Origin of the sequence: Methylophaga muralis, from assembly GCF_001720165.1 — a bacterium.
GTDB classification, from domain to species: Bacteria; Pseudomonadota; Gammaproteobacteria; order Nitrosococcales; family Methylophagaceae; genus Methylophaga; species Methylophaga muralis.
In genome coordinates this window covers 1-21,883 of sequence record NZ_MCRI01000035.1, presented here as the reverse complement: position 1 = coordinate 21,883, position 21,883 = coordinate 1, and the positions used below count along the sequence as shown (strand labels likewise).

Annotated in this window: 23 protein-coding genes and 1 riboswitch; of the genes, 17 read left to right on the top strand and 6 right to left on the bottom strand. The window is 45.3% G+C overall.

The window, feature by feature from the left end:
* Positions 1-258 precede the first annotated feature (258 nt).
* Both A9E74_RS11525 and A9E74_RS11520 read right to left on the bottom strand, forming a co-directional pair.
* Entirely contained in the window at positions 259-621 is a 363-nt protein-coding gene (locus tag A9E74_RS11525; RefSeq protein WP_069296769.1) for a hypothetical protein, read from the bottom strand.
* A 218-nt stretch (positions 622-839) separates the two neighbouring features.
* The gene (locus tag A9E74_RS11520) at positions 840-1,388 is read right to left on the bottom strand and encodes a Smr/MutS family protein (protein ID WP_069296768.1); all 549 of its coding nucleotides are present in this window, start codon (positions 1,386-1,388) and stop codon (positions 840-842) included.
* A 129-nt stretch (positions 1,389-1,517) separates the two neighbouring features.
* Here A9E74_RS11520 and A9E74_RS11515 point away from each other — a divergent pair, with 129 nt between their 5' ends.
* The 6 genes from A9E74_RS11515 to thiE all read left to right on the top strand — a co-directional run bounded on the left by A9E74_RS11515 (position 1,518) and on the right by thiE (position 7,365).
* Positions 1,518-1,730 carry a hypothetical protein gene (locus tag A9E74_RS11515; protein WP_069296767.1) on the top strand — a complete coding sequence of 71 codons (213 nt, stop codon included), beginning with the start codon at positions 1,518-1,520 and terminating at the stop codon, positions 1,728-1,730.
* 50 nt (positions 1,731-1,780) lie between these two features.
* Positions 1,781-1,886, top strand: a riboswitch (TPP riboswitch).
* Positions 1,887-1,992: 106 nt separating this feature from the next.
* Positions 1,993-3,804 carry a phosphomethylpyrimidine synthase ThiC gene (gene thiC / locus A9E74_RS11510; RefSeq protein WP_069296766.1) on the top strand — a complete coding sequence of 604 codons (1,812 nt, stop codon included), beginning with the start codon at positions 1,993-1,995 and terminating at the stop codon, positions 3,802-3,804.
* A gap of 21 nt (positions 3,805-3,825) precedes the next feature.
* Positions 3,826-4,896, top strand: coding sequence for an NAD(P)/FAD-dependent oxidoreductase (locus A9E74_RS11505; protein ID WP_069296765.1), 1,071 nt, complete (start codon positions 3,826-3,828; stop codon positions 4,894-4,896).
* Positions 4,886-5,107, top strand: a complete 222-nt coding sequence (thiS, locus tag A9E74_RS11500; protein ID WP_069296764.1) for a sulfur carrier protein ThiS — start codon at positions 4,886-4,888, stop codon at positions 5,105-5,107. Before A9E74_RS11505 ends, thiS begins: the two co-directional genes overlap by 11 nt.
* A 1-nt stretch (position 5,108) precedes the next feature.
* Positions 5,109-5,906 (top strand): thiazole synthase, encoded by a 798-nt coding sequence (locus tag A9E74_RS11495; protein ID WP_069296763.1) that lies wholly within the window; start codon positions 5,109-5,111, stop codon positions 5,904-5,906.
* Complete coding sequence (thiE, locus tag A9E74_RS11490) at positions 5,899-7,365, top strand: thiamine phosphate synthase (RefSeq protein WP_069296762.1); 1,467 nt, start codon at positions 5,899-5,901, stop codon at positions 7,363-7,365. The genes A9E74_RS11495 and thiE overlap by 8 nt, the downstream gene beginning before the upstream one ends.
* Here thiE and A9E74_RS11485 read toward each other — a convergent pair.
* Together A9E74_RS11485 and A9E74_RS11480 are read right to left on the bottom strand one after the other, a co-directional pair.
* A complete protein-coding gene (locus tag A9E74_RS11485; RefSeq protein WP_084003066.1) occupies positions 7,354-8,196 on the bottom strand; it encodes an OmpA family protein in 843 nt (280 codons plus the stop codon). The two genes, thiE and A9E74_RS11485, sit on opposite strands and share 12 nt — an antisense overlap.
* Positions 8,196-8,711, bottom strand: a complete 516-nt coding sequence (locus tag A9E74_RS11480) for an adenine phosphoribosyltransferase (protein ID WP_069296760.1) — start codon at positions 8,709-8,711, stop codon at positions 8,196-8,198. Before A9E74_RS11480 ends, A9E74_RS11485 begins: the two co-directional genes overlap by 1 nt.
* 109 nt (positions 8,712-8,820) lie before the next feature.
* On the opposite strand from A9E74_RS11480, the gene A9E74_RS11475 reads away from it, so the two are divergent.
* The 8 genes from A9E74_RS11475 (at position 8,821) to A9E74_RS11440 (ending at position 19,008) form a co-directional block, all read left to right on the top strand.
* Positions 8,821-9,462: an ABC-type transport auxiliary lipoprotein family protein gene (locus tag A9E74_RS11475; protein WP_069296759.1), complete on the top strand. Its 642-nt coding sequence runs from the start codon at positions 8,821-8,823 to the stop codon at positions 9,460-9,462.
* A gap of 150 nt (positions 9,463-9,612) precedes the next feature.
* Positions 9,613-12,198: a DNA gyrase subunit A gene (gene gyrA, locus A9E74_RS11470; RefSeq protein WP_069296758.1), complete on the top strand. Its 2,586-nt coding sequence runs from the start codon at positions 9,613-9,615 to the stop codon at positions 12,196-12,198.
* 5 nt (positions 12,199-12,203) lie between these two features.
* On the top strand, positions 12,204-13,283 hold the full coding sequence (gene serC, locus A9E74_RS11465) for a 3-phosphoserine/phosphohydroxythreonine transaminase (protein WP_084003065.1): 1,080 nt from the start codon (positions 12,204-12,206) through the stop codon (positions 13,281-13,283).
* Positions 13,284-13,285: 2 nt separating this feature from the next.
* Positions 13,286-14,374, top strand: a complete 1,089-nt coding sequence (gene pheA, locus A9E74_RS11460) for a prephenate dehydratase (RefSeq protein WP_069296756.1) — start codon at positions 13,286-13,288, stop codon at positions 14,372-14,374.
* Positions 14,375-15,337 carry a 4-hydroxy-3-methylbut-2-enyl diphosphate reductase gene (gene ispH, locus A9E74_RS11455; protein WP_069296755.1) on the top strand — a complete coding sequence of 321 codons (963 nt, stop codon included), beginning with the start codon at positions 14,375-14,377 and terminating at the stop codon, positions 15,335-15,337.
* Between the two features lie 8 nt (positions 15,338-15,345).
* Positions 15,346-16,755, top strand: coding sequence for an ABC transporter permease (locus A9E74_RS11450; protein ID WP_069296754.1), 1,410 nt, complete (start codon positions 15,346-15,348; stop codon positions 16,753-16,755).
* On the top strand, positions 16,752-18,785 hold the full coding sequence (locus tag A9E74_RS11445) for an ABC transporter ATP-binding protein (protein WP_069296753.1): 2,034 nt from the start codon (positions 16,752-16,754) through the stop codon (positions 18,783-18,785). Before A9E74_RS11450 ends, A9E74_RS11445 begins: the two co-directional genes overlap by 4 nt.
* Positions 18,763-19,008, top strand: a complete 246-nt coding sequence (locus tag A9E74_RS11440; protein WP_069296752.1) for a DUF1244 domain-containing protein — start codon at positions 18,763-18,765, stop codon at positions 19,006-19,008. The genes A9E74_RS11445 and A9E74_RS11440 overlap by 23 nt, the downstream gene beginning before the upstream one ends.
* 36 nt (positions 19,009-19,044) lie before the next feature.
* Here A9E74_RS11440 and A9E74_RS11435 read toward each other — a convergent pair whose 3' ends face one another.
* Both A9E74_RS11435 and A9E74_RS11430 read right to left on the bottom strand, forming a co-directional pair.
* On the bottom strand, positions 19,045-19,287 hold the full coding sequence (locus A9E74_RS11435) for a zf-HC2 domain-containing protein (protein WP_069296751.1): 243 nt from the start codon (positions 19,285-19,287) through the stop codon (positions 19,045-19,047).
* Between the two features lies 1 nt (position 19,288).
* Entirely contained in the window at positions 19,289-19,909 is a 621-nt protein-coding gene (locus A9E74_RS11430; protein ID WP_069296750.1) for an RNA polymerase sigma factor, read from the bottom strand.
* A 227-nt stretch (positions 19,910-20,136) separates the two neighbouring features.
* Here A9E74_RS11430 and A9E74_RS11425 point away from each other — a divergent pair, with 227 nt between their 5' ends.
* From A9E74_RS11425 to msrP, 3 genes are all read left to right on the top strand, one after another.
* The gene (locus tag A9E74_RS11425) at positions 20,137-20,430 is read left to right on the top strand and encodes an HvfA family oxazolone/thioamide-modified RiPP metallophore (protein ID WP_069296749.1); all 294 of its coding nucleotides are present in this window, start codon (positions 20,137-20,139) and stop codon (positions 20,428-20,430) included.
* A 70-nt stretch (positions 20,431-20,500) separates the two neighbouring features.
* Positions 20,501-21,136, top strand: coding sequence for an HvfX family Cu-binding RiPP maturation protein (locus A9E74_RS11420; RefSeq protein ID WP_069296748.1), 636 nt, complete (start codon positions 20,501-20,503; stop codon positions 21,134-21,136).
* On the top strand, positions 21,123-21,883 hold a 761-nt coding region (gene msrP / locus A9E74_RS11415), incomplete at its 3' end, for a protein-methionine-sulfoxide reductase catalytic subunit MsrP (protein ID WP_069296747.1). The genes A9E74_RS11420 and msrP, both read left to right, overlap by 14 nt.

Sequence of the window (21,883 nt, the reverse complement as noted above, 5' to 3'; positions counted from 1 at the left end):
TTGTAGTATTCCGAAAAAAATCAATAAAGTATTCTTCTAAAATGTCCAAGTTCACTTAAATTATCCAAAGTAATGTAATCCGCTCGTAATATTGAGTCGAAAGCACTTCTTAATTGTTGTTTTTCTTGTAAATTCATTGTTTATTTCCTAAAGCCTCGAAAACAGCCACAATTTGCATGAATTTCTAACTCCATGCATAGCGGGCCGAAGTGAAGCGCAGCGAAACGCAGATCCCAGCGTAGCGACTACAGCACCTTGTTAGCTTTTTACATGCAGTGTTAAAACTACGTATAAAAGCAGGGAAAAGAACCCACACAGGGCTGACAACATTGTAATTATGAGCCCTAAGCCTGCATCTTTCTTAAACTTAATTCTATTTTGGCCTTCGAAGTTTGGTACTAAGAAAACCAAATGGGTAATTATTGAAGTGCCGGCTGCAGCAATAAAAAAGCCAATTGATGCTATTAGCATAAATTGAAAATCTGGCACTACTATGTCTTTATAAATCGCAATACCAACTAGAGAAACTGCCGAACAAACAGTGGTGATGTGCTTTAAATAATCCAGAATGCATTTGTATGCCTCAAAAGCATTTTCACCAACTATATCTTCTGTTTTCAATCCCAAACTCCTTACTTCCATTGATGAAAGCTAACAGTGTATTAATGAGGAGGCCGTTGGCCTAATAATTATTAGCGGGCAGCCATCTAATTCTGAGCCCACTGAACATGCTTTCTCTAAACAACTGAATGATATATGAATAATCAAAGACAAAAAAATTAAATACAATTAAAAGGCCGATGGCCCGAAATATATCGATTAAAAAGGCCATTTATAAGTCACTTCTCAAACTGCCTTTTCAACAAAACATACAAAGCCCCAGTCCCACCATCTTCAATTGTTGCACTGCAAAACGCTAACACGGCATCGCTTTGTCTGAGCCAGTGATTGAGTTTGCTTTTTAAAACCGGTTTGTTATCGCGTGATCCCCAGCCTTTGCCGTGAATGATTCGGACGCAGCGAATCTTTTCTTGCTGGCATTGTTCGAGAAAATGGGAGAGGGTGGGTTCGGCTTTGGCGAGGGTGAGGCCGTGTAAATCTAGTTCGGCTTCGAGGTGTACTTTGCCGTTTTTGAGTTTGGCGAATTGACGGTTTTGAATGCCGTCGCCGCGGTATTCCAGATATTCTTCATTACCCACAGTTTCCGGGGCGAATAGACTGGAAAATTCGCTTTGATCATTCACCAGGTCGGTAGGTATATGTTTTCTGACTTTGGGTTGGGGCGGTGGTTTGATGTGCAGTAATTTGTCATGTTTGATTGGTTCGGCATCGCTCATTTCAGCACGAAATAATTCCAGTTCCTCATCGATGTTTTTGTCTTTGCTCATATCAATATCTTCGTTTTGAGAAACGGTTCGTTAATTGGCTGAATTGCCTACATCAAAATCATACCATCTGGCATACGATGGAGGCCGGTTTAGATTTTAATATTATCGTGCTGGCATGAGGGATTGGGTATGGGATTACAGGATCGTGATTACTATTTGGAAAGACAACAAACCAATGCCAAGACTAAATCTACTCGGTTTAAGCGTGACATCAGACCGATGCATTCAGCAAATCAACCGCCGGATTTGCTGGAGATGATGTCCAGAATACCCTTTGGGAAATTCTTTTTTATTCTGGTTGTTCTAGGCTGTGCGGGCTTTTTTCTGTATCCGATGCTCTGATTTTTGAATTCACTGATTTGCTTAATGGCAATTTAGTGGATTAAGATAATTTCCACTTGTCGGGGTGCCCCCTCTGAATTATCAGAAAGGGCTGAGATGAAACCCGTTGAACCTGAAGAGGCTAGAACCTCCGTAGGAAACAAGCCGGAATGCCGGTACGTCTGATTGTCTGACTGTAGCCGCCGTGTATCTCCATCACCTTGTTCGCGAAAGCGCAACACTTTCATTTCCCCGACTTTTTTATTCAAAAAGGGGAAATCAGATGTCAGCAGCCAATCCAAAAGTCATTGATATTAAAGACCGTAGTGGCATTACCACCAAGCCATTACCGGGTTCTGAAAAAATCTATATTACCGGCAGTCGTGATGATATTCGGGTGCCATTTCGTCAAATTTCTCTGACTGATACACCGAACCGTGATCCCAATCTGCCAGGTGAGCCGAATGCGCCAGTGATGGTTTACGATACCTCAGGTATTTACACCGATCCCACAGAAACTATTGATCTGGAAAAAGGCTTAACGCCGATTCGTCAAAAATGGATTGAAGAGCGCGACGATACCGAAGTATTACCGGCGTTCAGTTCCAACTTTACCCGTGATCAGGATGGTCTGGAATTTGATATTCCACTGTTCACCAATCGTCGTCTGCCACGCAAAGCCAAACCGGGTAAAAACGTTAGCCAGATGCACTATGCCCGTCAGGGCATCATCACCCCGGAAATGGAATATATCGCCATTCGTGAAAGCATGGGCCGTGCGGCACTGCAAGCCAAAGGCGAATTGCCAGCCGATAAACCCAATCACATCACCCCGGAATTTGTCCGTAAAGAAGTCGCTGAAGGTCGGGCGATTATTCCAGCCAATATCAATCACCCTGAAGCTGAGCCGATGATTATCGGTCGTAACTTTCTGGTCAAAATCAACGCCAATATCGGTAACTCTGCCACTACCTCATCGATTGAAGAAGAAGTTGAAAAAATGGTCTGGAGCACGCGTTGGGGTGGTGACACGGTAATGGATTTGTCGACTGGTAAACATATTCACCAGACCCGCGAATGGATCATCCGTAATTCACCGGTGCCAATCGGTACTGTGCCGTTGTATCAGGCCTTGGAAAAAGTAAACGGCATTGCCGAAGATCTGACCTGGGAAGTGTTTCGCGATACGTTGATTGAACAGGCCGAGCAGGGCGTCAGTTACTTTACGATTCATGCCGGTATTCGTCTGGCACATATTCCACTGACCGTTAATCGCACCACCGGCATTGTCTCGCGTGGCGGTTCGATTATGGCGGCATGGTGTCTGGCACATCATGAAGAAAGCTTTTTGTACACGCACTTTGAAGATATCTGCGAAATCATGAAAGCCTACGATGTTTCGTTCTCGCTGGGCGATGGTTTGCGTCCGGGTTCACAAGCTGATGCCAATGATGAAGCCCAGTTTGCTGAACTGCGTACCTTGGGTGAATTAACCCATATTGCCTGGAAACATGATGTGCAGGTAATGATTGAAGGGCCGGGTCATGTGCCCATGCACAAGATCAAAGAAAACATGGATCTGCAATTGGAAGTCTGCCACGAAGCGCCTTTCTATACCTTAGGGCCGTTGGTCACCGATATTGCACCGGGTTATGACCATATTACCTCGGGCATTGGTGCGGCGATGATTGGCTGGTTTGGTACTGCGATGTTGTGTTACGTGACGCCTAAAGAGCATCTGGGGTTGCCGAATAAAGACGATGTAAAAGTCGGCATTATTACTTACAAAATTGCAGCCCATGCAGCCGATTTGGCCAAAGGTCATCCAGGGGCTCATGAACGTGATGATGCGATTTCCAAAGCCCGTTTTGAATTCCGTTGGGAAGATCAATTTAACCTCGGGTTAGACCCCGATACCGCGCGGGCTTTCCACGATGAAACCCTGCCAAAACCGAGTGCCAAAGTGGCGCATTTCTGTTCTATGTGTGGACCGAAATTCTGCTCAATGAAGATTTCACATGACGTGAAAGAAGCGTTTGCTGAAAAGTCAGAAGAGTTTAAGGCGGCTGGCAGCAAAATCTATCATCAGGTTTGATTGGACCGGATTGAAAGCGCTATGAAGCATTATCTGATTATCGGCAGTGGTCTGATTGGACGCCTGACAGGCTGGCGTCTGATTCAGGCCGGTCATGCCGTGACGATTCTGTCATCAGATGATAAAGCCGGTACAGATAGTGCCGGCTTTATTGCGGCTTCAATGATCGCGCCGTTTACCGAAGCGGTGACGGCAGATCGGTCGATTCGTGATCTGGGCATTCAAAGTCAGGCGCTGTGGGATAAATGGCTGGCTGATTTTGATAAGCCAGTGTTTTATCCGAAAACCGGAACACTGGTGGTGGCACATGAAGGCGATAAGGCTGAACTGGAACGTTATCAGCGTCGTGCAGCGCATATTCTGGATATGACTGATTACCAGCAGATTGACGGTCAGCAGTTACAAAATCTGTCTGCTGAACTGGCTGAAAACTTTCAGTCAGCATTGTATTTTCCGGAAGAGAGCTGTCTGGATAATCGCCAGTTTTATCAGCAGGTCGGTGAGTTTCTAACCAAAAACGCCAACTGGCAAACCATTGAACCGATTGAAACGTTAACAAACGCTACATTGGAACAGCTGTGCCAGCAAACGCTTGGCCATTTGCTAGATAAATTTACCTCGGTAATTGATTGCAGAGGCAATGGCAGTAAGTCAGATATAAGCGATTTACGAGGTGTTCGCGGTGAAGTACTGCGTGTTTATGCCCCGGAAGTGAATCTGCAACAGTGCGTAAGATTAATGCATCCACGTTATCCACTCTATCTGGCACCACGCCCTGATCAGCAATATGTGATTGGCGCAACGGTGATTGAATCCGAAGATCGGTCGCCGGTCAGTGTGCGAAGTGCAATGGAATTGCTATCGGCGCTTTACAGCATTCATAAAGGTTTTGCCGAAGCACGAGTATTGGAAATGCGGGCGCATTGCCGACCGGCATTGCCTGATCATTTACCCACCATTCGCCAGCAGGAGTGGGGTTATCAAATCAATGGCCTGTACCGGCATGGTTATTTGCTGGGGCCGGTAATGGTCGACCAATTACTAACAAAATTATCAGAATACACAGATTCGGGAGTGCGTTATGCAAGCTGAGTCGATTCAACCAATTCCACTTATTTTGAATGAACAGTCCGTGGAAACCACAAGCACTAATTTGCAGGTTTTTCTGGCTGAACATGGCTGGACAGAAGGCCGATTTGTGGTGGTGATTAACGACAATATTGTTGCCAAATCGGCATATCCAACCTATCAATTATCAGCAGGCGATCGCATTGATGTGTTGTCGCCTATCAGTGGAGGCTGACATGCAGGCATCTGACTGGACCGTTTACGGGCAAACCCTCAGCAGTCGTTTATTTATCGGCACGGCGCTTTATCCTTCACCGCAGGTTATGTGTGATGCCATTAAAGCGTCAGGCGCTCAGGTGATTACCGTGTCACTGCGTCGGCAAAGTGCCGGGCAGGCCAATAGTGGTCAGCAATTCTGGAATATGATTGAAGCGCTGGGCTGTCATTTATTACCTAATACCGCAGGTTGTTACAGTGCAGCTGAGGCGATTAAAACAGCCCATATGGCACGAGAGTTATTTGAAACCGACTGGATCAAATTGGAGGTATTGGGCGACAGCTTTAATCTGCAACCTGATCCGTTTGCCTTATTGGAAGCCACTAAAGCCCTCATTGCCGATGGCTTTAAAGTTTTCCCTTATTGCACCGATGATTTGGTTTTGTGCCAGAAACTGGCTGATGCCGGTTGTGAAGTATTAATGCCGTGGGGTGCACCAATTGGTACTGGGCAGGGATTGCTTAATCCCTATGCATTGAGAACATTAAGAGAACGCCTGCCGGGAATGACTTTACTGGTCGATGCGGGCATTGGTAAACCATCTGATGCAGTACAAGCGATGGAACTGGGTTATGACGGAATTCTGTTAAATACCGCCGTTGCAGAAGCACTGGAACCAGCGTTAATGGCCGAAGCGTTTAAACAATCCATCAATGCCGGACGTCTGGCGTTTGAAGCGGGAATTATGCCAAAACGTGATTCCGCCAAGCCCAGTACACCCACTTTAGATCAACCTATCTGGCAGCAACATGGCTGAGCAAAATCAAACTGCAATCTTATTAATTGGTGGACTAGATCCTCAAGGCTGTGCCGGACTTACGGCTGATATTCAAACGGTCAGTCATCACGGTTTTCATCCGGTGCCGTTAGTGACCTGTGTGACCGAACAGACCCAAAATGGTATGCGGGCGCTGAATCCGTTAACTGCTGAGAAATTTCTCAAGCAATACGAAAGCTGTATTGCTGACTTTGAAATCGCAGCCATCAAAATTGGTTTAATTCCAAACCTTGAAATTGCCCAGGCGATTGAACGGATTGTATCAATTCATGATGTGCCGGTGGTGATGGATCCGGTGATGGCAGCGACCAGTGGTGGAAAACAGGTTGCGTCAGACGTACTGAATTTTGTGCGTAAGTCCCTATTGCCGAAGATTACTTTGCTGACGCCAAATCTGCCAGAGATGCAGTACATCTCAGCGAATTCAGATTGGTCAGTGGAGAAACAGGTTCGTCAGTTAATTGAGGATGGTTTATCTGCCTGTCTGGTGAAAGGTGGCCATGGCGATCAAAGCTTTGTTTCAGATTATTTTGCCAATGCGTTTAGTCAATTTTACTGTTATCAGCCACGACTGAATAAAAATGTTCGCGGAACCGGTTGTGTACTTGCATCGAGTCTGGCGTGTTATCTGGCACAAGGTGAAGATATCCGAGATGCGGTGATTTTATCGCGTAGTTATATCAATCGCGGGATTCGCGAATCACAGCCTATGGGCCCTTATCAGTTGTTTTCTCATCAACGGCAACCCGTTGAACTTCGGGATATTCCACGGTTGAGTTATACGCCGGATCTGATTGGCAAAAGTTTCAGTTTTCCGGAATGTCCGGATCGGCTGGGGATATATCCAGTGGTTGATAGTGCGGATTGGGTTAATCGTTTATTAACTATTGGCATCAAAACCATTCAATTGCGTTTGAAACAAACCGATAACGCTTTTCTCAATGCAGAAATTGCCAGCGCAGTAGATATCTCAAATCAACACAGTGATATTAATTTTTTTATCAATGATCACTGGCGTATGGCGATTGATAATGGTGCTTACGGTGTGCATCTGGGACAGGAAGACTTGCATGATGCCGATTTGCTGGAAATTGAACAGGCTGGATTGCGGCTGGGCATTTCAACCCATTCCTATTGGGAACTGGCCAGAGCGTTAGCAGTAAATCCTAGCTATATTGCTCTGGGTCCGATTTTCGAAACCGACAGCAAACAGATGCCGTGGCAACCACAGGGATTCGATCGCCTAGCTGAGTGGATACGCTTATTAGACGGGCATACGCCGCTGGTCGCCATTGGCGGGATTGATCTGCCACGAGCCAGTGCATTGCATAAAACCGGTGTTGGTTCCGTGGCAATGATTTCGGCGATTACCAAAGCAACTGATTATCAAAAAGTCACACATGATTTGCTGGCTTTATGGCGTCATTCAGCGAATTAAACGTAATTCCGTACGACGATTTTTGGCACGGCCTTCGGGCGTTTTATTATCGGCAACCGGTTTATTATCACGATAGGAGTGCATTTCGATAATGCCTTCGTCGATTTCAGCCTGTTCAATCAGAAAGGCTTGGACGACTTGAGCCCGTTTTTCTGACAATTCAGTATTGAGTTCTTTGCGACCAAAGCTATCGGTATGTGATTCGATAATTATGCGTGAAATACTGTCATCCACCTTGAGGTAATCGGCCAAACGCTGCATTCGCTGTGAAGCACTGTTATCGAGAATGGCTTTTTCCGATTCAAAATACACATTGAAATACTGTAAATCGGCAAAACTGTCTGGGTGCATTTTGTCTGAGCATTCCTGAAACTCACGCATTGCTGGCAGAAATTGCACATTGGATAAAATCACGCTCACCAGTTGTGTGCTGCTTTGTGAAGCATATTGCAATTGAACGAATTGGCCTTGTTGCAATGCTGACAAAGCTTTTCTCGCCGCATTACCATCCACCATAAACTCGCGCTGACCATAGGTCACGGGCAAGGTCATCAATTTCTGACTGACTATATCGTTTTGCCAAGGTGTATTAATGATCACCAGTTCGGCACTGGATTGGGATGCGGGATGATCTTGAGTAGAAATCGACAGCTGCAGTGCCTCACCATTTTCACGATGAAAAACAGCCTGACCAAAATCTATCACCTCGTGTTTTAAGCTGCAGGACAGCGGAGATTGATCTATCTGCCAGTTTGCTTCATGTACGGCTGATTGATAGACCATGGCAGCCGCAGGAGACGAGGTAAAGGCTAAAAACAGTAAAAATTTCATTAGTATTGGATTACGCTATGCACGTTAAAATTAGTCAGTAGAGAACGGCCATTTAGCGCGGTGAGTTCCATCAGAAATACACAGGCAACCACATTACCACCCAGTAGTTGAATTAATTCGCAGCTGGCCTTGGCAGTGCCACCAGTTGCCAGCACATCATCAACGATTAAGATATTGTCATTTTCACCCACAGCATCGGTGTGAATTTCCAGACTGGTTTCACCGTATTCCAGTTGATATTCGACTTTATGAGTTGTATGCGGAAGCTTGCCCGGTTTGCGCAAGGGGATGAAACCGACACCCAACATTGATGCCGCAAGTGAACCAAAAATAAATCCTCGTGCTTCCATTCCTGCAACGGCAGTGATATTAGCATTTCGGTAGGGTGCAATCAGTAATTCAACGGCCTGACGCAGTAAGACGGGGGATTGCATCAACGGTGTGATGTCTTTGAACAAAATGCCGGGTTCGGGAAAATCTGCGATATCACGGATCTTGTTTTTTATTTCATCCATCAGACACCTTATTTATTTGAGAAGGGATGGTCACCACCAGTATTATAACGACACCAATTACAACAACTGTAATGCAATTTCCCGGAAATATTTAGGAGTACAACATTTCGTGATTCACAGATGGCAGAGAGTACTGGTTATTGTTCTGTTTAGTTTTTTGACCGGTTGTTTCGGTTTTGGAGGCGGGAGTAAAGAGGCTGACGATATTCAGCCACGCTTTTATATTGTTGATGTTGATCGCGGTAATGTTGCCGCACAGTTTGCACAGAATCGTGTTTTACGTATCAAACCAATTCGTATTGCTCCGCATTATCGAACCGAAAATATCGTGTTTCGTGTGGGCGAGAGCGAATATCAACCGCAAGCAGGTCACTTGCTGCTAACCGATCCACAGGTAATGTTTACCTCACAATTACAACGCTGGTTAGCCAAAAGCGGTTTGTTCAGTGATGTGATAACCGATGATTCACAACCAGCGGATTTGGTGCTGGAAGCCGCCGTGACCAAACTTTACGGTGATGATCGCAGCGGATATTCACCGCAAGCTGTGTTGGAAATGCAGTTTTTCATGAGCCCTGGTGATGCTGACCGCAGCAAGATGTTATTTCAAACTGGCTTTAGAGTGGATGCTTCAATCGACCAAACCACCTCGCAAAACGTTGTAACCGGCTGGCAAAATGCGCTTGAGGAAATTCTCGCGACTTTGGAGCAGGATTTAAGCGATTATTTCAATAAAGCGGGTACACCCTAGCAGTATCTTATAAACGTGCAGGAAATCGCTCAGAGTGGTAGGATTATCGCTTTGTTATGGTTAGCTTCTGTTCGAGTTTTCTCAGCAAAATTTTTTGCCTGAAACTTCAACAAGCTAGGCTTGCTTTTGTTCATTTTGGAAGAATATTAAATGTCTGAGATTGCTCTGGAACTGGACTCGATCAGTATCGAAGATGAAATGAAACAGTCCTACCTCGATTACGCAATGAGCGTTATCGTAGGACGCGCCTTACCGGATGTCCGGGATGGCCTGAAACCTGTTCACCGCCGCGTTTTATATGCCATGCGTGAATTAGGCAATAGCTGGAACAGCCCATACAAAAAATCTGCTCGTATCGTCGGTGACGTTATCGGTAAATATCATCCACATGGTGATACTGCGGTATATGACACGATGGTACGTATGGCTCAGCCATTCTCGATGCGTTACATGTTGGTTGATGGTCAGGGTAACTTTGGTTCCGTTGATGGTGATCCGCCTGCCGCGATGCGTTATACCGAAGTTCGTATGGCGAAAATCGCCCACGAAATGCTCGCCGACTTGGACAAAGAAACAGTCGATTTCACGCCTAACTATGATGAATCCGAATCCGAGCCATCAGTTCTGCCAACGCGATTCCCTGCATTATTAGTTAATGGTTCATCGGGTATTGCCGTTGGTATGGCGACCAATATCCCGCCGCATAATTTGACTGAAATTCTTAATGCCTGTATTGCGATTATTGATGAGCCGAGCATTACTACTCGTGAGTTGATGGAATTTGTGCCGGGCCCGGACTTTCCAACAGCCGGTATTATCAATGGTGCTAACGGTATTGCTGAAGCCTATGAAACCGGCCGTGGCCGTGTTTACATGCGCGCTCGCGCTGAAATCGAAACCAATGAAGCGACTGGTCAGCAAAGTATCATCGTTCATGAATTGCCATATCAAGTAAACAAAGCCCGTTTGCTGGAAAAAATTGCCGAACTGGTTAAAGAGAAAAAAATCGAAGGTATTTCTGCCTTGCGTGATGAGTCTGATAAAGACGGCATGCGCATGGTAGTGGTCATCAAACGTGGTGATGTACCGGAAGTGATTCTGAATAACCTGTATCAGCAAACCCAGTTACAAACGGTATTTGGTATCAATATGGTGGCGATCGTTGATGGTCAGCCACGTACATTGGGCCTCAAACCAATCCTTGAAGCCTTTATCCGTCATCGTCGCGAAGTGGTCACACGCCGTTCGATTTATGAACTGCGCAAAGCACGTGAACGCGCTCATATATTGGAAGGTCTGGCGACAGCCTTAGCCAATATCGATGAAGTTATTGAACTGATTAAAGCCTCACCAAGCCCGTCTGAAGCCAGAGAAGCATTATTGGCTCAAGGCTGGCGCAGTGAGATGATTCTGGAAATGCTCGGCGCTGCTGGTGCACAAGCTTCACGTCCAGAAGATTTAGCCGCCCAGTTCGGTCTGGTTGATGGTCAATATTATTTATCTCCAGTACAAGCCCAAGCCATTTTGGATATGCGTCTGCATAGATTGACTGGCTTGGAACAAGACAAAATCCTGCAGGAATACCGTGAAGTTCTGGATCAAATCCGCGACTTGCTGGCTATTCTGAGTGACCCTGACAATCTGATGGCCGTTATCCGTGGTGAGTTGGTTGCGATTAATGACGAATACGGCGATAACCGTCGTACTGAAATTCTGGATACGCATCTTGATTTAACCTTAGAAGATCTGATTACCGAAGAAGAAATGGTGGTCACTTTATCGCATGCCGGTTATGCCAAAACGCAGCAGTTAGATACTTATCAAGCGCAGCGTCGTGGCGGTAAGGGCAAAGCAGCAACGTCAATGAAAGATGAAGATTTCATTGAACATCTGTTTATTGCCAATACACATGACACCTTATTGTGCTTCTCCAGTGCCGGTAAGGTTTACTGGAAGAAAGTTTATGAATTACCACAAGGCGGTCGTACTGCCCGTGGTAAACCAATTGTGAACTTATTGCCGTTGGATGAAGGCGAACGCATCAATGCGGTATTGCCGATTCGTGAGTTTGAAGCGGATAAATTTATCTTTATGGCAACTGCCAGCGGTACCGTTAAGAAAACCCCATTAGTCGATTATTCACGTCCACGGGCCAACGGTATTATTGCCGTAGATCTGAAAGACGATGACAAACTGGTGGGTGTAGCGTTAACCGATGGTGAGTCTGATGTGATGCTGTTTAGCAGCAACGGTAAAGTTATTCGTTTCCCTGAAACTGATGTGCGTTCTATGGGCCGCGTTTCTCGCGGTGTTCGTGGTATGCGCCTGGCCGATGGTGAACAGATTATTTCGCTGATTATTGCTCAGCAGGAAGGCGCGATTCTGACGGCAACTGAATTCGGTTACGGCAAACGTACTAACCTTGAAGAATACCGTGTACAAGGTCGTGGCGGTCAGGGCATTATCTCGATTCAGACTTCAGCGCGTAACGGCCAGGTGGTTGGAGCGGTGCAAGTTTGTGAAGAAGATCAAATCATGTTGATTACCAACGGCGGTACGCTGGTTCGCACACCGGTGAAACATGTCTCATTGGTAGGACGTAATACGCAAGGTGTGCGTCTGATTAATCTGAGCAACGATGAGAAACTGGTTGGTTTAGAGCGCGTCATTGAAGACGAAAATGAAGAAGTTGATATTGACGACTTGCCACATACCGATGATTTAACAGAAGAATAAGCAATTTGAGAGCCTATAATTTTAGTGCCGGCCCAGCGATGCTGCCGGACGATGTAATGCTGATTGCACAACAGGAAATGTTGGATTGGCGTGGTACCGGCATGTCGGTGATGGAAATGAGTCATCGTGGTCCGGAATACACTTCGATCGCTGAGCAGGCTGAGGCCGATCTGCGTGATTTGATGGGTATTTCAGATGATTATGCCGTGCTGTTTTTGCAGGGCGGTGCATCCAGCCAGTTTTCGATGATTCCGATGAATTTGCTGCATGGACATACACATGCAGATTATTTGAATACCGGTGCCTGGTCGGAAAAAGCCATTGCTGAAGCCAGTCGTTATACCAAAGTAAATGTTGTCGTCGATGCCAAGCCATCACATTACCGTACGATTCCAGATAAGGCCGAGTGGCAGTTGTCGGATAATCCTGCTTATGTGCATTACACACCGAACGAAACAATTCATGGTTTGGAATTTGCTGAAATTCCTGAAGTTGGTGATGCAACATTAGTTGCCGATATGTCTTCCACCATTTTGTCTCGCCCATGTGATGTCAATCGTTTTGGCTTGATCTATGCTGGCGCACAGAAAAATATTGGCCCTGCCGGTTTGTGTATCGTTATCGTTCGCAAAGATTTAATGGGTAAAACCTTACCAGGCACACCGGTGATGTTTGATTACAAAATCCATGCAGATAACGGTTCAATGTATAACACGCCAGCCACTTATAGCTGGTACCTGGCTGGGCTAGTGTTTCAGTGGCTGAAACAACAGGGCGGTTTGCAGGGCATGGCGGAAATCAATCAACGCAAAGCAGCTAAACTGTATGCTGCAATTGATGGCAGTGATTTTTATGCCAATCCGGTGGATGTTCGTTACCGTTCATGGATGAATATCCCATTCACCTTAGCGAACAGTGATCTGGATAAACAGTTTCTCGCGGATGCAGCCAAAGAAGGCTTGTTAACACTGAAAGGCCATCGGGATTTGGGTGGAATGCGAGCCAGCATATACAATGCAATGCCGGAAGCCGGTGTAGATAAACTGATCTGGTTTATGTCTGAATTTGAGCGCAGGTTTGGTTAACCATGTCCGAGAAACAAGCACTTCAAGCCGTTCGTGAACAGATTGATAAAGTCGACAAGCAATTACAGAGTTTATTAAACGAACGCACAGCGCTTGCGCATCAGGTTGCTGAAATTAAACAGCAATCCGGCGAACAAGCCGATTTTTATCGGCCTGAACGTGAAGCAATGATTTTACGTCAGGTGATGGAACGTAATACCGGCCCGTTATCTGATAAAGAAATGGCCAGATTATTCCGTGAAATCATGTCGGCTTGTCTTGCCGCAGAAAAGCCTTTGCGTATTGCGTATCTTGGACCTGAAGGCTCGTTTACCCAGGCTGCTGCTTTAAAACATTTCGGTGGTTCCGCCGAGCTTCATCCAGTAAGCACAATTGCTAACGTTTTCAGCGCCGTTGAAACCGAATATGCTTGTTATGGTGTGGTGCCGGTGGAAAACTCAACCGAAGGTATGGTCAATCATACTTTGGACAGATTTGTCAGTTCACCATTAAAAATCAATGGTGAAGTTACGCTTCCGATACATCACTATTTGTTGAGTAATGCTTCGCAATTATCTGATGTTAAAAAGGTTTATGCACATCCTCAAGCACTTGCACAATGCCGACAATGGTTAGGTGACCAGTTAGCTCAAGCAGAGTTATTTCCATTAGACAGTAACTCTGAAGCGGCCAAAAGAGTGGCAGAAATGGGCGAGGATAGTGCGGCCATTGCCGCCAGTACAGCTGCTGAAATTTATGGCTTGAAAGTTTTGGCCAGTAATATTGAAGATGAGGCGGGTAACACCACACGTTTTCTGGTGATTGGTAATCAGAATGTTGGACCGTCAGGCGTCGATAAAACAGCACTTCTGGTTTCAACTAAAAATAAACCGGGTGCATTACAAAACTTACTTAAACCTCTGGCTGACAAAGGTATTAGTATGAGCCGAATCGAATCCCGACCTTCTCGTAAAGGTATTTGGGAATACGTGTTTTTTATCGATATCGACGGCCATTGTCAGGATCCGATTGTTGCCAGTGCATTAAAAGAGCTGGAGTCGGAATCGTCGGTTTTCCGTGTTTTAGGTTCTTATCCAAAGGCAGTGTTGTAAATGACCAAATTGGTATTAGCCAATCCAAGAGGTTTTTGTGCTGGAGTGGATCGCGCGATTGAAATAGTCGAGCGAGCCTTGGAACTGTTTGGCGCGCCGATCTATGTTCGTCATGAAGTGGTTCACAATCGCACAGTAGTCGAAGATCTGCGCAATAAAGGCGCGATTTTCATTGAAGAATTATCCGATGTACCGGATAACAGCACATTGATTTTCAGTGCACACGGTGTTTCCAAAGCGGTGCAGGAAGAGGGCAAACAACGCGGACTGAAAGTGTTTGATGCGACTTGTCCATTAGTGACCAAAGTGCATCTGGAAGTAGCCAAACATGAAAAAGTGGCACGAGAATGTATTCTAATCGGCCACGCAGGTCACCCAGAAGTAGAAGGCACCATGGGTCAATACACATCTGACCAAGGTGCAATGTATCTGGTTGAATCTCCTGCTGATGTCGCCAAGCTGACAGTGAATGATCCCGATAATCTGTCATTTGTGACCCAGACAACTTTATCGGTTGACGATACCAAACTGGTGATTGACGCTTTGCGTGAACGTTTTCCAAATATTATTGGCCCGAGTAAAGATGATATTTGTTATGCCACACAGAATCGTCAGGATGCGGTAAAACGGCTGGCACAGAACTGTGATCTGGTGTTGGTTGTAGGGTCGGTAAACAGCTCTAACTCCAATCGACTCAAAGAGTTAGCGAATAAACTTGGTACAGAAGCTTATCTTATCGATAATGCGGATGAAATAAATGTAGACTGGCTTAAAGATAAACAGCAAATAGGCTTGACCGCTGGTGCTTCAGCACCTGAATCGCTTGTGCAGGCGGTGGTTGATAAACTCAAAATGCTGGGCGTCGAATACGTCACCGAAGACAAAGGTCAGATTGAAAATATTGCTTTCTCATTGCCGAAAGCACTTAAAGTGGATATATCCAGCCTCAGAAAATCAATATAAGGACAGCCATGCCCTTTCTGCCGGTATTCTTGTGGACCGACATACTGATTTTTATTTTGCTCGCTGTCATCACAGCAGGTATCTTTTATCTTCGAAGTAAGCCGCATTTACGTGCTCCCTGGGTAATGGTGATGCAGCGTAAACGCGGTGTTATTTCAGTCATTATCCTGCTCAGCTACGTCACTATCGGTTTTCTTGATTCGCTACATTTTCGTGTTGCCTTAGCCTCTGCTGATAATAATCAGCAACACTATTCAACTGAAGTGCTGAGTGTGCTCGACTGGATGGTTTCACCGATTCGCACTCAGGTTGAAAAAACCTATTCCGCACCTCTTGCAACACGTTTATTTGTTAAAGAAATGCAGGTTGTAAAAGGTGGCCAGCTGGAATATAGCCATCCGCGATTAGAATACGCAGCCCAGCATTTAACGTCTGAAACAGAAAAATGGGCGGACGTGCGAAACATTGTGCTGAAAAGCACCTTTGCATCCATAACTTTTATTGTTTTGTTGATTGCCCTTTATATCGTGTATCGGAAACTGCGCTATCAGCATGCGCTTCTGACCGAGCTGAAACGGTTAATGCATGGTCAATCTGATTATCCTGTCCGTACTTTTTATCTAATGATATTTTTGCTTGTCTGGATAAGCGTAACGCTGGTTATGCTCAGCCAGTATTACCATGTGTTTGGTACTGATAAAGTCGGGCAAAGTGTGCTTTATCAGGCTTTGAAAAGTGTTAGAACAGGACTGGCAATTGGCACGTTGACTACCTTGATAATGTTGCCACTGGCTATTTTTCTGGGGATCAGCGCTGGCTATTTTCGTGGCTGGATTGATGATGTCATTCAATATATTTACACCACCTTAAACTCTATTCCCGGCGTGTTATTAATTGCGGCTGCGGTGTTGATGCTGCAGGTTTATATGAACACAAATCCTGATCACTTCGCCACGATTGCCGAACGTGCAGATATGCGCTTGTTATTTCTCTGTTTGATACTTGGCGTCACAAGTTGGACGGGCCTATGCCGGATATTGCGTGGAGAAACACTCAAATTACGTGAAGCGGAATATGTGCTGGCTGCCCGATCATTAGGGGCAAGTAATTTTAGTATCTTGCATCGGCATATCCTGCCCAATCTGATGCATATTGTGTTGATTACTGTGGTATTGGATTTCAGTGGTCTGGTACTCGCGGAAGCGGTTTTATCCTATGTCGGAGTCGGCGTCGATCCTTCAATGATCAGTTGGGGCAATATGATCAACAGTGCCCGACTTGAAATGGCGCGTGAACCCGTCGTCTGGTGGTCATTAACCGCTGCGTTTATATCGATGTTTATTCTGGTATTGGCAGCTAATTTATTTGCCGATGTGGTGCGTGATGCATTTGATCCAAGAATGCAGGGGGCGAGATGACTTCCCCGGTTTTACTGGAAGTTAAAGGGCTAAAAACCTGGTTTCTCAGTAAAGAACAGCCATTTAAAGCTGTTGATGGCATAGACTTTTCCATTCAGCAAGGCGAGACCTTTGCCTTATTAGGTGAATCTGGTTGTGGTAAATCCATAAGTGCTTTGTCACTACTCAGATTAAATCCTTATCCAGCCAGTAAAATTGTGGCCGGCGAAATTAATCTGAATGGACTGGATCTACTTAAACTCTCCGAAGCTGAGATGGAATCGGTGCGGGGACGTCGGGTGGCAATGATCTTCCAGGAACCTCAAAGTTCGTTGAATCCTGTGTTAACCATTGGTCAACAAATTGGCGAGACACTGCGCTGGCATTTCAAGTTATCGCCACAGGAAATACAGCAACGCAGTTTAAAGTTACTGGATTCAGTTGGTATCCCTGATCCCATAAGACGCCTGAAAGAATATCCGCATCAAATGTCCGGTGGCATGAAACAGCGGGTCATGATTGCCATGGCATTAGCTGGTGAACCCGAGTTACTGATTGCCGACGAACCGACAACAGCATTGGATGTAACCATTCAGGCGCAAATCCTCGATTTATTGAAACAGATCCAACGTGATACCGGCATGGCGATTTTGCTTATCACTCATGATTTGGGCGTGGCTGCACAAATGGCGGATCACATTGCCGTTATGTATGCCGGGCAAATTGTTGAACAAGCAGATCGGCAGTCGTTTTTTGCCAATCCACAGCATCCTTACGCAAAAAAGTTATTTGAAGCTTTACCCAGCGAGCAAAAACGTGATCAACGTTTGACGGTGATTAAAGGCAATGTGCCGCCATTGAATCAAACATTTATTGGCTGCCGATTTGCCGATCGTTGTGATCTTGCCTGGGATCACTGTCATCAGCATGAACCAAGCTGGATAGCGACTAATGAACGTGGCGTGCGTTGCCATCTATACGATCCTACGGTGACGGCTTCAGCAGAAAATCTGCTTAAACCATCCCATGCATCCCATCTTTCAGATGTGGTTCCATCACAAATCCATGCATTAGATATCCGGGGTTTAAAAGTTCATTTCCCCATCCGTAAAGGTATTTTGCAACGCCAAGTGGGTCAGGTTAAGGCGGTGGATGGCGTCAATCTGACATTACATAATGCGGAAACGCTGGCATTAGTGGGTGAGTCGGGTTGTGGCAAAACGACCGTTGGTAAAGGCATTTTACAGTTAGTTGAGGTGACAGCCGGTGAAGTGCGTTTTCAGGGGAAGGTGCTGAACCGGCTTTCTCAACGTCAGTTAAAACCTTATCGTGGTCAACTGCAGATCATTTTCCAGGATCCGTTTTCCTCGATGAATCCACGGATGACTATTGAGCAGGTTATCGACGAAGCGATAAGTGCGAGCAAGTTTCGTAAAGAGCCCGCTGCCAAGACTAAATACATTGATTCATTACTTGAACGAGTCGGTTTACGAGCCGATATCCGCCATCGTTATCCGCATGAGTTTTCCGGCGGTCAACGGCAGCGGATTTGTATTGCTCGAGCCTTAGCTACAGAACCTGAAGTTATTGTGTGTGACGAACCGACTAGTGCGTTGGATGTATCGGTACAGGCACAAATTCTGAATTTGCTGCGGGATATACAGCATGAGTTCGGGCTGTCATTTTTATTTATTACCCACAATATTGGCGTAGTAGATTATCTGGCACATCGTGTTGCGGTGATGTACCTGGGCAGAATTGTGGAGCAGGGCACACGTCAGCAGGTATTGGATGCACCGAAACATCCTTATACGCAGGCCTTATTAGCTGCAGTACCGGATTTGAACAAACAGGAGTTGCAAGTGGCTGTCAGAGGGGAGCTGCCTTCACCTGCCAACCCACCGGCTGGTTGTCACTTTCATCAGCGCTGTCAGCATGTTATGCCTATATGCCATGAAAATTATCCACCACTCACTGTGCTGGAAAATGGGCATCAAGTTAATTGTTTTTTATATGAAGAGAATGAATATGGATCAACAAACACAAACTGAACTAGAAGCTGCGGCGTTTCGCAGATTAGTCGCTCACCTGCAAGAACGTAAAGATGTGCAGAATATTGATTTGATGAATTTGGCTGGGTTTTGTCGTAACTGTTTATCTAAATGGTATCTCGCCGCTGCAGAACAGCAGGGTGTAGCAATGGATTACGATGCTGCACGTGAGCATGTTTATGGTATGCCTTATGACGAGTGGAAAGAGAAGTATCAGAAATAATTAGTTAAGCGGCTGATAAATTGCCAGCAGACAAGACTATTGTTTGCTGGCATGTTCTCTAAGTTGTTTAGCCAAATCTTTCACTTTGTCATCTATTACTACCGATTGTTTAGCCGGCATTAACTGAACGCTGGAAATAGTGGTTTTAAGCTGACGTATATAGTTACGACAGTTATGACAAAGAAATAAATGCATTTTGAACGCCATGCGTTGCTGAAATGACAGATCTTTATTTAGATAGTCACTGGCCATTTGTTCAATTTCGCGGCATTTAAGCATGTTAAAAATGGTCCTGATATTGAGCGATTTTCTGTTGGATAGTTGAGCGAGCACGATGCAACAACACTCTAGCATTAGACGCAGAGATATCGAGAATGTTACAGATGTCTGACATTGATTCACCTTCCAAATCATATAAAGTTAATACCGCCTGTTGTTGCGGCGGCAGTTGTTCGAAGGTCTGACTGATAATATCGCTGAGTTCACTATTGGCAAGAATGGCTTCCGGTGTTTCAAGATCCCATTGTGAAACCGGTTCTCCCCAGTGCCCTGAATGATCAAAACGATCTTCCATCTCGTTGGTTTGCCAGTTTTCATCTAGCGAAACCTGACGTTTTTCTCTACGTAATCTGGTCTTAGCGGCATTGGCTGTAATTTGAATCAACCAGGTACGTAAGCTGCTGCGACCTGCAAATTCTGTCAGGGAGCGGATAGCCGAAATCCAGGCATCTTGAGCAATTTCTTCAGCAAAAGCTTCCCCAATAATAGCCTTGGCGATATTAACCATTGTTGGATGATATAAGGCTACGGCCATTTCAAATGACGCCGAATCGCCATCCAGCATTCCTTCAACTAATGCAGCATCATTTATAAAGTCCTGCCGCTGTAACTGATCAGTCATGGTGTCAAGTGCATCAATATAAGGTTGGATGAGTTTACAAAGATTTTTTTATCTAAACACAAATTTCATCTGGGTTCGGATATTTTCATCTGTAGTTAAAGCAAAATTGGCCTGGTAAAAAATTTCAGATTAATTTGTAACAAACGAATTGCTCGTCAGTCTATGCTAACAAGCCTGATCTTTGAGACGGGCTGATAATGAGATTTACAACATAAGGAATTTAAGACATGGCTATGAACAAAAAAACTTCTATCGCGTTGGCTGCCAGTGCAGCAATGACTGCTGGTCTGGCCCTTTCACCTATGGCTGCGGCGGATAGCAATCCATTCCAATCGACTGATTTGAACAACGGCTATATGCAGCTGGCTAAAGATCATGGCGAAGGTAAATGTGGAGAAGCCAAATGTGGCGAAGATGCTAAAAAAGATAAAGAAGGCAAATGTGGCGAAGCCAAGTGTGGTGAAGACAGCAAAAAAGATAAAGAAGGTAAATGCGGCGAAGGTAAATGTGGTGGTAACTGATTTATTCAGTAAACATCATTAGTGATATACAGGGGCGTAAAGCCCCTGTTTTCCTCTAAGGGGAATGAATATGATTACCTTGTTACAACGATTACAGCAGCTATTGAACGCTACCCGACAAGTTGACTTCGTTGCACCACTGTTATTGAGAGCTTACCTGATACCGGTTTTCTGGATAGCTGCCAATAACAAGTGGAATCCATTTAATCCTGACAGTTCATTGCAAAACACTATTGACTGGTTTGCCAATCCTGATTGGGGATTGGGTTTGCCATTTCCAGAGCTGATGGCTTACCTCGCATGGTCCGCTGAATATTTCGGTGCCATTTTATTGTTACTCGGTTTCGCCGTGCGCTGGGTCAGTATTCCCTTAATGATCACTATGTTGGTCGCGGCTTTCAGTGTGCACTGGAAAAACGGTTGGCAGGCCATTCATGATCCGATGAGTGCGTTTGCCGCCGATACTGCTCCGGCCGCAATAGAGCGACTGGATCGAGCCAAATCCATATTGCAGGAACATGGAAATTATAGCTGGCTGACGGAACATGGCAGCTTTGTTGTACTGAATAATGGTATTGAGTTTGCCGCAACCTATTTTGTGATGTTGCTGGCACTGTTTTTTATCGGCGCTGGCCGTTATATCAGTGTTGATTACTGGTTAGCTAAACGTTATATGCCAAATGAGGTGATACATGTGGATTCGTAAAAAACGTTCGTGGGATATTCCAGAATCCGAAGTTACCGATTATCAGGTCTATCTGAACCGCAGACAGTTTATCAATGGTGCTGCAGGTTTAGCTGCAGCGGGCGCTATGCCATTCAGTTTTGCTGCCAAAGCACCCACTGGTGAGACTTTTGCCGATCTACAGCAAAGTACTTTTTCTACCGAAGAAAAACTCACCACGTACGAATCCATCACTACTTATAATAATTTTTATGAGTTTGGTACTGATAAAGAATCCCCATCCACATTAGCTGCCGATTTTCCTGATCGCAGTAAACCCTGGATGATCACCATTGATGGTGAGTGCGATAAACCGGGTCAATATGATTACAACGAACTAATCAAAACCCAGACATTGGAAGAACGGATTTATAGGCTCCGTTGTGTTGAGGGTTGGTCTATGGTGATACCTTGGGTAGGGTTTCCATTAGCTGAAATTCTTAAACAGGCCCAGCCCAACTCTAAAGCTAAATTTGTCGAATTCACTACTTTGTATGATCCGGAGCAAATGCCCGGACAACGTCGCCGTGTATTGAACTGGCCCTATCTAGAAGGCCTGCGAATGGATGAAGCAATGCATCCATTGACTTTACTGGCAGTGGGTTTATATGGACGTGAGATGCCGGGACAAAATGGCGCACCGATTCGATTGGTGGTGCCGTGGAAATATGGTTTTAAAAGTATCAAATCCATTGTGCGGATCCGCTTTGTTGAAGAAATGCCGTTAAC